Origin of the sequence: Capnocytophaga sp. oral taxon 329 str. F0087 (assembly GCF_000213295.2) — a bacterium.
Taxonomy (GTDB): Bacteria; Bacteroidota; Bacteroidia; order Flavobacteriales; family Flavobacteriaceae; genus Capnocytophaga; species Capnocytophaga leadbetteri_A.
Genome location: NZ_KN389998.1, coordinates 1 through 12585, shown reverse-complemented (window position 1 = coordinate 12585; position 12585 = coordinate 1). Strand labels below are relative to the sequence as shown.

At 42.6% G+C, this 12585-nt stretch carries 7 protein-coding genes; 2 read left to right on the top strand and 5 right to left on the bottom strand.

From position 1 onward, the window contains the following. From HMPREF9074_RS04940 to HMPREF9074_RS04920, 5 genes are all read right to left on the bottom strand, one after another. The coding region (locus HMPREF9074_RS04940; RefSeq protein ID WP_034539871.1) for a hypothetical protein at positions 1-2779 on the bottom strand (2779 nt) is incomplete at its 3' end. 1031 nt (positions 2780-3810) lie between these two features. Continuing rightward, positions 3811-7476, bottom strand: a complete 3666-nt coding sequence (gene purL, locus HMPREF9074_RS04935; protein WP_009392399.1) for a phosphoribosylformylglycinamidine synthase — start codon at positions 7474-7476, stop codon at positions 3811-3813. A gap of 30 nt (positions 7477-7506) precedes the next feature. Continuing rightward, positions 7507-7707, bottom strand: coding sequence for a hypothetical protein (locus HMPREF9074_RS04930; protein WP_009392398.1), 201 nt, complete (start codon positions 7705-7707; stop codon positions 7507-7509). Between the two features lie 191 nt (positions 7708-7898). Continuing rightward, a complete protein-coding gene (locus tag HMPREF9074_RS04925; RefSeq protein ID WP_052141369.1) occupies positions 7899-8270 on the bottom strand; it encodes a hypothetical protein in 372 nt (123 codons plus the stop codon). A 151-nt stretch (positions 8271-8421) separates the two neighbouring features. Continuing rightward, the gene (locus HMPREF9074_RS04920) at positions 8422-8574 is read right to left on the bottom strand and encodes a hypothetical protein (protein WP_009392396.1); all 153 of its coding nucleotides are present in this window, start codon (positions 8572-8574) and stop codon (positions 8422-8424) included. A gap of 43 nt (positions 8575-8617) precedes the next feature. Here HMPREF9074_RS04920 and HMPREF9074_RS04915 point away from each other — a divergent pair, with 43 nt between their 5' ends. Then, on the top strand, positions 8618-11731 hold the full coding sequence (locus tag HMPREF9074_RS04915; protein ID WP_009392395.1) for a type ISP restriction/modification enzyme: 3114 nt from the start codon (positions 8618-8620) through the stop codon (positions 11729-11731). Positions 11732-11894: 163 nt separating this feature from the next. Next, a complete protein-coding gene (locus tag HMPREF9074_RS04910; RefSeq protein WP_009392394.1) occupies positions 11895-12464 on the top strand; it encodes a hypothetical protein in 570 nt (189 codons plus the stop codon). The last annotated feature ends 121 nt before the right edge of the window (positions 12465-12585 follow it).

Sequence of the window (12585 nt, the reverse complement as noted above, 5' to 3'; positions counted from 1 at the left end):
GTCCTACATTCACATCTAACTTGCGCTCTCTTGCCGAACTGTGTTGGGTGATTTCCTTAGCTAAAGCGCCTGTAGCGGTAATTTGTTTTATTTTTAGGTTACCTGTGCGGTAATTTTCTACCTTTATGTGGGCGCGCTTAGGGCAACCTCCGTTGTTTATCTCCAAATAGTACTCTCCGGTCTCGCTCACGGTTGCAGTAGGCTGTTCACTACCCAAAGCGGTATCGTTGCGATAGTTAGCACTGGTTACTTTATACCATTTGTACGAAAAACTATCCGCTACTGACGAACTTGGGTCAAAACTATCAGAGGCTACAGTTAAAGTTAGCGAACCTCCAGGACATAAGTAAGCGGTAGTCTTTGCGCCTTCCGATGAAGATATTTCAAAATCAGGAATAGGTGTAAAGGCTATTGTTTTAGGGTCTGAAACCTTTATAATACTAGTATTGTAAATCACACGCACGGTATATTGAGCGGCATCAGAGTTGCCCGCACTCGATACTACATAAGTAGGATTCGTTTCTCCATATACATCATTACCATCTTTAGCCCATTGGAAGCTAAAATAACGATAATCTGATTTCTTTACAATCACTTCCTCTCCCGAACTGCTCAATTTTACTTTTATTTGTTGCAATTCAAGGGTAGTTTGTGTGCGTGTTTCGCAATTTACTGAAGCTACAGTACCTACGCGCAATTGCTGAATATCAGAGATGGTTTCAAAATAAACAGGCCCTAAAGTTACTGTATTACCACAAGTACCAGTATCTGTTAGCTTTACCTGATAAATATCTACTGAAGTAGGTGCAGTGCTTATAGTAAGCGAGGTGCCTGTCTCACCTGTCAATACAGTACCATTTTTTGTCCACTCTATAGTAGGCGATTCCATATTATGCGATACTTTCAGCTCATTAGTTTTCCCTGCGTAGAAAATCTCGCGTGTACCCATATCATCTTCCCAACGCACTACTATATTTTTCTTTCTTACTACTATCGCTGCTGAAGTCGCAGGGCAGCCACCATAATTAGCACTTACCGATACGTAGAATGACCCCGAGCCCTCAGTACTATACTCAGTAAGTCCTACCCCTTGTGCTACTTGTGCACCGTCCTTATACCAAGTGTAGGTAGACGAAGCATTAGCACCAGTAGTAACGGTTAAGGTTACAGAGGCACCGCAATATTCTAAGTCTGCAACACCTCCGTTTATCTTCAGCGCATTAGCATCTTTCAATAAAATGCTTATTTCGTTCGATTCGGGTATGCTACTATAGTTAGGCCCTGTTATATTCAGTTTATATTTACCGTTTTCTAAGGCACTGCTCAAGGTTATCTCTTTAGCATTAGTGCCTACATTAGCATAAGTACCTGTGATGTTCGCCTGCCATTGAAAGGTAAAAAACGAATAATCAGTAGGGTCTACGGTTACCTCATTGCTGCCTATTTGCGCTACAATCTTATCTACCGTTAGGGTTACGCGGTCGTAAGTACAATCCTGATAAGCAGATTTTGTTTTGATGCTTACTTTGAAGTTATCTGGCTGAGTAAGCTCATATTCAGCCGTTTGCACTGTTACGGGGCAACTACCTGTCTGACTTACTTCAGCTTTGTACTTACCTGCCGAAGTAGTTACTAAGGTCGCACCTGTTTCACCGCTAATCTCCGTACCATCTTTAAACCATTTGTAGGTAGGCGCTTCGGCTGTAGTGCTTACTGTAAAAGTCTTATTCTTACCGGGCATTAGCACGCTACCGCCTGTAGTGTTCAGAGTAGCCATAATATCGTCTTTGCGAGTAATAGCAATTTGGTTAGAACGCACATCGCAATTACCTCCACTTCCTACTTCCACATAATATTTCCCTGCCTTATTATCAGGTGCATTCACAGTGTAGGTATTATTGTCAGTCTCTGCTATTTTAGTTTTTGTCTGAGGGTCTGAAGCGTAGTAATACCAAAAATACTTACTCCCTGCTATAGGAGGGGTAGCGGTAAGCGTAAAAGCATCGTTAGTACAGATAGCGGTAGACGAACTGCTAAGGGTAACAGTCTGATTACCCGATACTCCTACTGTGATATTGGCAGAACGCGCATTAGTCGCTCCTGAACAAGCGCCGTAATCTATTTCAGCATAATACTTACCTGCCTCGCTAACCGTCTGGGTAGGAGGCGCGTCACTTGCCAAAAGAATGTTATTGCCCGAAGAGCCTGCTTCTTTCAGCTTATACCATTTGTACTTGTAGTTAGACGGATTTTTACCCCCTGGCAAAGCAGTAACTTTTAGCTCTTGTGTATGCCCTGAGCAAAGCGTTACATTGATAGGCGATACGGTTATCTGAGTGGTAACATCCTGATAATGAACTTCTATCTCTTCCCCTCTATTGCCGCCAGCTTCCCAAAAGGCTACCACTTCATTCGACGGACTTGTACTTCTTACCCTTATTTTGTATTTCTTACCTTGGGTAGTAGAAGGGAACTGAAAGGTTACAGGTATCTCACTGCGATTGTTTTTATCAGTAATCGTAGCAAGAGTGGTAGGGTTGTCAAAATTACCATCAGCATCCGAAAGTTCTACAAAGTATTTGTTATCAGCGTTAGGGAAAGGAGGTTTCCACGAGATATTTACCCTAAAGCTGTTAAAATCACTTTTAGGGCAAGCATATATCGCAAAACCCAACTTAGCCTGCTTAAGCGAGCCTTGGGTCTGAGCGTATAGCTGCATATTGCTAAAATACGTCAGAAAAGCTACTATAGTACACGCTAAAAATCTTGTTACTTTCATCTTTTTCCTTTAAAATATTAAAAACATTGCTAAACTGAAGTGCCTACTAAGCACTATAAATCGCACAAAAGTACAAAAAAAGAATCATATAAAAAAATTCTAATTAAGGTTACTTTTATGACTTACATATCAGTTTAGTACGGCAAAAATAATGCCACGATGCCTCTCTACTTTCTACAAACCTTTTAAGTAGCTCATTTCTAAAGCATTTACCTCTCGTTCCCCTCCTTTTCGCACTACTGTCACCCCCTGCAAAGCCCCCAATTTTTAGCTATTATTTATGAAGATATTAAGAATAATTTAACGCTACTACCACACCGCCAACACAAACTTGCAGCTCGTACCTTCCCCATTCTTCCCAGCCCTCCCATATTATCACTATCATTGCTAACTTGCTTTCTCATAATTATTTTGTACATTTACACTATATAATTATCCCTACTGTTATAGGGCTACGATAGTAGAAAATAATCTAAGATATAAAACAACAACACCCAAAAATAAAATTACTTTACAACGATTTAGGCATCTATAAAGCCAATGTCCTATTAAGGAGATTAACAATATAATTTTATGACCGAATTCTTATTTTTTACTTGTGAAGAAATAGACCTCAACCCTCGTGTGTATTGTAAGTTCGATATGAGCTATATTATGCTATTATGATGTTCGTGTATAAGCTCCCCCTTTGAAGGGGGCTGGGGGGATGTTTATGAATACATCGCCATATTATGTCTAGCTGATGTTTATTTAAAAGAAGTGCTACAACACCTACAAAAAAAAGAAAGTCCGATAAAAAATTATCGGACTTCTTCATTAACCAACCAAAACTTTAAATTATGAAAACTATTATTTGAAGTTTACAATGAGCTACCACCCTCATTGCACTGCAAAGGTACGAATAAAACCGTACTTGTCAAGTGTATTTTTAAGTTTAACAAAAGTTTAATACAAAAGGGGCTTATACAGCCCCTTTTAGCGTAATTTTAATATTGAAAATCTTATCCTTTTTAAGATTTTATTTACCATTTTTATTTCGCATTGCGCGCCTCTATCCACTTGCGGGCATTGATAAATGCCTCTAACCAAGGACTTACGACCGCCTTCTCATTCGGATAATAAGCCCACTGCCAAGGGAATACCGAGCGCTCTATATGGGGCATCGTCACCAAATGCCTTCCCGATTTATCGCACAGCATAGCCGTGTTGTAATCTGAACCATTAGGATTGGCAGGATACTCTTCATAAGCGTATTTACCTACTATGTTATAAGCGCTTTCTTCTAACGGCAAATGGAATTTACCCTCACCGTGCGAAATCCATACTCCTAAAGTACTGCCTGCAAGGCTCGATAACATCACCGAGTTGTTCTCCGGAATCGCTACCGACACAAAGCCGCTTTCGTGCTTGCCACTGTCGTTATGCCACATCTTGCCGTGCTCTGAATGTTCCGGATTGATGACCTCCAACTCCATAAACAACTGACAACCATTGCATATCCCTACTGAAAGAGTATCAGGACGAGCAAAGAAATTATCCAATGCCTTTTTAGCCTGCTCATTGTAGAGCAATGCTCCTGCCCAACCTTTGGCACTACCTAGTACATCAGAGTTAGAGAACCCGCCAACAGCTCCTATAAACTGTACATCTTCTAAAGTTTCTCGTCCGCTGATAAGGTCAGTGGTATGCACATCTTTCACGTCAAAACCTGCCAAATAAAGCGCATTTGCCATTTCGCGCTCAGAGTTGCTACCCTTCTCGCGTATCACTGCCGCTACTGGGCGTTTGCCTGCAGGGCGGGTTGGTTTTTCACCGGTGAAGTGCGCAGGGAAAGTGTATTGCAGAGGCTGCTCAGAGTAGTTCTGATAACGCTCTGTAGCCTTGTCATTCTTAGTTTGTTGTTTGTCTAATAGATAAGAGGTCAAATACCACACATCGCGCAATTCAGGTATGTTGAAGTGGTATTCTTTGCCCAAATGTTTAATGGTAAGGGTTTCAGCAGTAGCCACAGTACCTATTTTAGCGTAATGTACGCCTTGTGCCTCCAAAAAGCCCTCTACAGAGGCATCTGCTTGCAATACAAGCCCTACATTCTCTGCAAAAAGCACTTTTAGCAAGTCTTCTTCACCCAAAGCAGTAAGGTCTATGGTAGCCCCTAACTCGTTATCAGCAAAACACATTTCTAAAAGGGTTGTGATAAGACCACCACTACCAATGTCGTGCCCTGCTTGTATTTTGCCTTCATTTATAAGAGTTTGTACCGCATCAAAGGCTTTCTTAAAGTAGTTGCTATCTCTTACCGTAGGTGCTTCAGTGCCTATCTTATTAAGGATTTGAGCAAAAGCCGAACCGCCTAATCGATAGCTATCATCTGATAAATTCAGATAGTAAATAGCCCCTCCATCTCTCTTCAGTACGGGCTCAACTACCTTTTGCACATCAGTACAATGAGCCGCTGCCGAGATGATAACAGTACCAGGGGCAATCACATCGCCTCCTTCAGAGTATTTTTGTTTCATCGATAGCGAATCTTTCCCCGTAGGGATATTGATGCCCAATTGTATAGCAAAGTCCGAAGCCGCTTCTACCGCTTCGTACAAACGCGCATCTTCGCCTTTGTTGCGACAAGCCCACATCCAGTTGGCAGATAGCGATACGCCTTTTAGTCCGCCTTCTAAAGGAGCAAATACTATGTTAGTAAGGGCTTCTGCTATCGCATTGCGGCTACCTGCTGTCGGACTGATAAGTGCCGTAAGTGGCGAGTGTCCTATGCTGGTAGCGATTCCCTCTTTGCCGTTGTAGTCAAGAGCCATTACCCCTACGTTGTTCAAGGGGAGTTGCAGAGCGCCTGCACATTGCTGTTTGGCTACCTTACCCCCTACACAGCGGTCTACCTTGTTGGTAAGCCAATCTTTACAAGCTACCGACTCTAATTGCAGCACTTGCGACAAATAGGTGTACAACTGACTTGGGTAGTAAGTAAGCCCTTCGTAGGTGGTAACTACCGTTTCATCGGTCATCACCGTTTTAGGCGAACTGCCAAAAAGGGCGCTAAGGTCTAAGTCCATTGGGTGAGTGCCTTTCTTTTTAGAGGCTATACTGAAATGCTTATCATCAGTCACTACACCCACCTCATACATAGGCGCACGCTCGCGGTCTGCGATAGTTTTTAGTTGGGCTATAGCCTTTTCTGGCAATACCAAGCCCATACGTTCTTGCGATTCGTTGCCTATAATCTCTTTGTCAGATAAAGTAGGGTCACCTACAGGCAGTTTATCCAAATCTATTTTACCGCCGGTTTCTTCAATAAGTTCAGAGAGGCAGTTTAGGTGTCCACCTGCCCCGTGGTCGTGTATCGAGACGATAGGATTTTCTTCCGATTCAACCATCGCGCGGATAGCATTAGCGGCACGTTTTTGCATTTCAGGGTTAGAACGCTGCACCGCATTAAGCTCGATACCTGCGCCAAAAGCCCCTGTATTGGCTGACGATACGGCAGCACCCCCCATACCGATACGGTAGTTTTCACCGCCCAAAATAACTATTTTATCACCTTCTTTAGGGGTGTGTTTTATAGCTTGCGAGGCTTTGGCATAGCCTACCCCACCCGCTTGCATTATCACCTTGTCGAACCCTAATTTGCGCCCTCCTTCTTCGTGTTCAAAAGTGAAAAGCGAACCTGTAATCAGCGGCTGACCAAACTTATTGCCAAAATCGCTCGCCCCATTCGAGGCTTTGATAAGGATATCCATAGGCGTTTGATACAACCATTTGCGTTCAGCCATTCCTTGCTCCCAAGGGCGGTCTTGTTCTAATCGGGGGTAAGCCGTCATATACACCGCCGTTCCTGCCAAAGGCAACGAACCTTGTCCGCCTGCCAAGCGGTCGCGTATTTCACCACCCGAACCGGTAGCTGCCCCGTTAAAAGGCTCCACCGTAGTAGGGAAGTTATGCGTTTCTGCTTTTAGCGAAAGTACTGCCTCAAAAGGTTTAACTTCGTAGAAATCAGGTTTATCAGCACTTTTGGGTGCGAACTGGTCTACGGTAGCCCCTTTGATGAAAGCCACATTATCTTTATAAGCCGATACTATGCTATTGGGGTTTGCCTGCGAAGTCTTTTTGATAAGTTTAAAGAGAGTAGAAGGTTTTTCTTCACCGTCAATTACGAAAGTACCATTGAAGATTTTATGGCGGCAGTGCTCTGAGTTAATTTGCGAGAAGCCGAACACTTCCGAGTCAGTAAGTTTGCGGTTCAGTTGCTTAGAGAGATTTTCCAAATAAGCCACCTCTTCAGGGCTCAGTGCAAGTCCCTCTTGTTGGTTATACGCCTCAATATCATCTATTTCAAGGGTAGTTTGCGGAGCTATATCAATGGTGAAACTATCCTGAGTAAGACCGTCGTATCGCTCAAAAAGCATCGGATCAAAAGGGTTATCAGGGTCAGTCAGCTCGTGGAATTCCTCAATGCGAGTAATGCCCTGAATGTCCATATTCTGGGTAATTTCCACCGCGTTAGTACTCCAAGGAGTAATCATTGCCGCGCGAGGCCCAACGAAAGAGCCACTAAGTGTAGGTTGGTCAATTTGCTCGGCGTTGCCAAACAGCCATTTCAGTTTATTGAGGTGAGGCTCAGCAAGGGCAGCCTCGACAGCCACCACATAAAGCGTATTTTTAGGATTTTTAAAGAAAAGAAGCATCTTTTTCAATTAATAATTTATAATTAATAATTAGGAAGTAGTATTTAGTTTAGCTATAAGGTCTTTAGGGTGTCCTATTCTAGCGAATAAAGCCCTTGCTTCTTCCACTTTTTCAGTGAAATATATCTTATTTTTGTCATAGGGTTCAGTATCTTTATCTTTATACGTAATTCTGACACCAAACTTATCCCATAGTTCTTTTTCCTTAGTTCTTTTTTGTTCTGTTGTCATCGATATTTAGTTTTTAAGGTGAATTAAAAATCCTATATAGTCAGAATCTGGATAGTCAGATAATGTTAATATGCGACAAAGATATAAACTTTTTTCCAATTAGCAATACTAACAAAAAAACTCCTTCTTATTTTAAGAAAAATAGGAAGAAGTTTACTTTTTTACATTTTATCTTTTTTCGCCTTTACACACTACTTTTTAACACCTCTAAAAGTGAGTTTCCCATCTACAAAAAACTCTTGTTTATCGGCATTATAGCTATATTTACCATTTTGGTAAGTATTTCCTTCTTTTTTATCCATTATTAGGGGAGCTCCTTCAGCAAAAACCTCCATTTTACTCTTATCAGCGTTAAAAAAGGCTGCAAGACTAAAGAAAACTTCTCGCTGTTCACTATCTATAGGGTCAAGGCGCACACCTTCTTCAAATTTAACGCAACGTTGTAACAAACTACTCCACATTTCGCCATTTGAAGGGATACATTCGCGTTGTTCCTGAGCGTTTGTATAGCCATAGCTAAAAAACAACACTACAAAAACAGTCCATAAAATACTTTTTTTCATTGAGATTCTTTTTATATTGATTAAACTTGCGGCAAATGTACAAAACTTTTTTGAATTACGAATGATAATTTCTAATTTTATCATCACACCCATATCCCCTCACCGAACGTTAAGCGAAGGATAAGCGAAGGATAAGCGAAGGATAAACATCTTACAAACGCCCTTTCTGCTCGCCTGTCCCACCTGTCTCACCTGTCCCACTCGTCCCACAATCGCCGGTGCGGCTCGCACTCCCACTCGTCTCAAACCTCCCAGACTTCTTAGCCTTCCCATTCTTCCCATCAATAAATTGCCTAATTGACAAATTATCCCTACCTTTGTCCCCTCACATTTAATAACAAAACAAAATGCTTCACTCCTATATCAAAAACCTCAATACCCAATATACCTCTGGCAAAGCCACCGAACACTCCTACCGCCCCCTGCTCAAAAACCTATTAGAAAGCCTCCTCCCAAAACTCAATATCATCAACGAACCCAAGCGACAAGCTTGTGGTGCACCCGACTATATCCTAACTCTCGCCGACCTGCCCATCGGTTTCATCGAAACCAAAGACATTAACGACAAAGACCTCAAAGGCGAAAAATCCAAAAACGGCAACAAAGAACAATTCGACCGATACAAAAAATCACTCACCAACCTTATATTTACCGATTACCTCACCTTCCATTTCTACCGAAATGAAGAACTCCTACATTCTGTAACCATCGGAAAAGTAACCGACAAAGGCATCATACCCCTACCCGAAAACTTCGATACTTTCCTCACCTATATCCAAAATTTCGGCTCCTTCCAGCCCTCAGGTATCGCCAAAGCCGAAGACCTCGTTACCCTAATGGCTGCCAAAGCACAACTACTCTCCAAAATCATCGAAAAAGCACTCAACGAAGACCATACAAAAGGCATACAAACAGACCTCACCGACCAACTCACCGCCTTTAGCAACGTACTCATTCACGACATTTCCGCTAAAGACTTCGCCGATATGTACGCCCAAACCATTACCTATGGGCTCTTTACCGCACGCTATCACGACCCCACCCTCCCAACCTTTAGCCGACAAGAAGCCTACCAACTCCTGCCAGCCTCCAACCCCTTCCTCAAAAAACTATTCGGATATATCGCAGGAATGGAAGTAGATACCCGTATCAGCTGGGTCATCGACGACCTCGTGCAAATGTACCTCGCCTGCGATGTAGCTCAAATGCTCGCCTCCTATGGCAAAGACGCCACCAAAGACCCCATCGTACACTTCTACGAAGACTTCCTCGAAGCCTTCGACCCCCAAGTACGCAAAGCCCTCGGCGTATGGTACACTCCACTGCCCGTAGTCAATTTTATGGTGCGTACACTCGATACCCTACTCAAAGAGCAATTCCACCTCCCACAAGGCATCGCCGATACCTCCAAAATAAAAGTACAAACCCAGCAAGACAACAAAGTAGCAGGCTTCGATATAGAAGAAAAAGAATACCACCGCGTACAAATACTCGACCCCGCCACCGGTACAGGCACCTTCCTTGCCCAAATCATCGAGTATATAGCCCAGCAGTTCAAAGAGCAACAAGGCATTTGGCAAAACTACGTCCAAGAACACCTCCTGCCACGCCTCAACGGATTCGAACTCCTAATGGCAAGCTACGCCATCGCACACCTAAAGCTCGATATGCTCCTCTCTCAAACACAAATCACCCAGAGCACCAACCGCATACAAATATACCTGACCAACTCCCTCGAAGAACCCACCCCCGACCGCTCACTACCCCTCGCCCGATGGCTCTCCGACGAAGCCAACGAAGCCAACCGCATCAAGCGCGACACCCCCGTAATGTGCGTAATAGGCAACCCTCCCTATAACGGCTCAAGCACCAACAAAGGCTCTTGGATAATGAACCTAATGGAAGACTATAAAAAAGAACCCAACACCAAAAACAAACTCGCCGAACGAAATCCAAAGTGGATAAATGACGACTATGTCAAATTTATCCGCTTTGGTGCTCATTTCATAGAGAAAAATGGCAACGGTATCCTCATCTATATCAACCCACACGGCTTTTTAGATAATCCCACCTTCCGCGGGATGCGTTACCACCTGCTCAAAACCTTTGACAGCATCCATACTATCGACCTACACGGCAACAGCCGAAAAAAAGAAACCACACCCAATGGCGAAACCGACGAAAATGTATTCAACATTATGCAAGGCGTAAGTATCAATATCTTTGTCAAAAAACCAAACCCCAAAAACTCAGAACTCGCCAAAGTATACCACTACGACCTCTATGGTAAGCGTACTGAAAAACTCGCCTTTTTAAGCGAAAACAACCTCCACACCATACCCTTTACCCAACTGAACCCCACCGCCCCTAACTACCTTTTTGTACCCAAAGACGATACCCTCTTAGCAGAATATAACCAAGGGTTCTCTATTAACGAACTCTTTAAAATCAATAGTGTAGGGATAGTAACCGCAAGAGATAACTTCACCATTCATTTTACTAAAGAGGAAGTAAAGCAAACCATTCAGCAGTTCTTGCAATTAGATAATGAAAAAGCTCGGGATACCTTTCAATTAGGTAAAGATGTACGCGATTGGCAAGTAAGTTATGCCCGAAAAGACCTACAAGAATGCTATCCTAATAAAGGTGTGCTAATTCCTATAAGCTATCGCCCTTTTGATACACGTTATACTTACTATACAGGAAAATCAAAAGGATTTCATTGTTACCCTCGCAATGAAGTAATGCAACATTTTATTGAAGGAAATAATATAGGTTTAGTTATCTGTAAACAAGTAAAATCAGGAGAGGTATATCAACATTTTTTTATTACAAATCAGATTGCTGAAAGTTGTATCGTATCAAATAAGACAGGAGAAATAGGCTATGTCTTCCCCCTCTACCTATACCTCCAAGGCGAAGGACACTTTAAAGACACCTTAGACAAAATCCCGAACCTAAACCCTAAAATTCTTAAAAAATTAGGAGGCAACCCACTCACCGCCTTCGACTATTGCTATGGTGTATTGCACGATAAAAACTATAGAGAACAATATAAAGAATTCCTAAAAATAGACTTCCCCCGCATCCCCTATCCAAAAGATAACGAGGAACTTCAGCACTACGCCACCATAGGCAAACACCTGCGAGAGCTACACCTGCTCGAAAGCCCCCAGCTACAAGCCCTTATCACCTCTTTCCCCATAGCAGGAAACAACACCATTACCGAAATAAAATGGGTAAATACTGGGCAAAAAGACAAAGGCAACGTATATATCAACGATACCCAATATTTCGCAGATGTACCCTTCAAAGCGTGGGAAGCCTACATCGGGGGCTACCAGCCCGCCCAAAAATGGCTCAAAGACCGCAAAGGTCAAACCCTCACATACAATGATATTATCCATTATCAACAGATGATAGTAGCCCTACAGAAAACCCAAGAAATTATCAATCCTTAACCCGAATAAAATGTTCCCTACTCTATATACATCGCCTATAGTAATCATTCTTAAGTAATTAGCTTTTTTTCACTTTACAACTCTGTTACACCCTGAAACAACTATTTGCCAGAGAAACATATTTGCCGCAACTTTGCACCGTCAAACAAAAACAATAAAAAAAATGGCACAAAGTTTCAACATTCTTACCCAAGACCTCCGCGGCGAGGTAGGTAAAACCATCGTATTCCGCCATCGTGGCGAAAAAACATTCGTAGCTCGTTATCCACGACCACGAAACCCAGAGCTCAAAGCTACCGAAAAGCAGCTAAAACGCCGTAGCAAATTCCAAGAAGCGGTTTTGTATGCCAAAAGTGTGCTTGCCAATCCTACTCAAAAAGCATTGTATCAGGCAGATCACAAGGTAAAAAGAAAGCTAATGAGTGCGTTCAACGTAGCCATAGCGGACTATCTAAACCCTCCAGTAGTACGTCGTATAGATGTCAGCAACTATCGCGGAAAAATAGGCGATAAAATCTACTTCATCATCTTAGACGATATTTCAGTCCAATCAGTAAAAGTTGCCCTTCATCAAAGCGGAGGCACTCTTATCGAGCAAGGTGATGCAGTAAAAGAAGGTATGCTATATGTCTATACTGCTACAGCTAATCAGAGCAGCTTTACAGGCAGCATTCTCACCGTTACAGTTACAGATCTTCCTAAGAATGTAACCGAGAAAAAGCAAACCCTATAAAGCAAAAAAAAGAGCAACTCATTTCTGAATTGCTCTTTTTATAAGAAGGCGGCGACATACTCTCCCACTTGCGTAGTACCATCTGCGCTAAAAGGTTTAACTGCTCTGTTCGGAATGGTAA

Coding starts and splice junctions, on each gene's coding strand:
- purL (WP_009392399.1), bottom strand. CDS start 7,476: ATGCTTCTTTTCTTTAAAAATCCTAAAAATACGCTTTATGTGGTGGCT.
- HMPREF9074_RS04930 (WP_009392398.1), bottom strand. CDS start 7,707: ATGACAACAGAACAAAAAAGAACTAAGGAAAAAGAACTATGGGATAAG.
- HMPREF9074_RS04925 (WP_052141369.1), bottom strand. CDS start 8,270: ATGAAAAAAAGTATTTTATGGACTGTTTTTGTAGTGTTGTTTTTTAGC.
- HMPREF9074_RS04915 (WP_009392395.1), top strand. CDS start 8,618: ATGCTTCACTCCTATATCAAAAACCTCAATACCCAATATACCTCTGGC.
- HMPREF9074_RS04910 (WP_009392394.1), top strand. CDS start 11,895: ATGGCACAAAGTTTCAACATTCTTACCCAAGACCTCCGCGGCGAGGTA.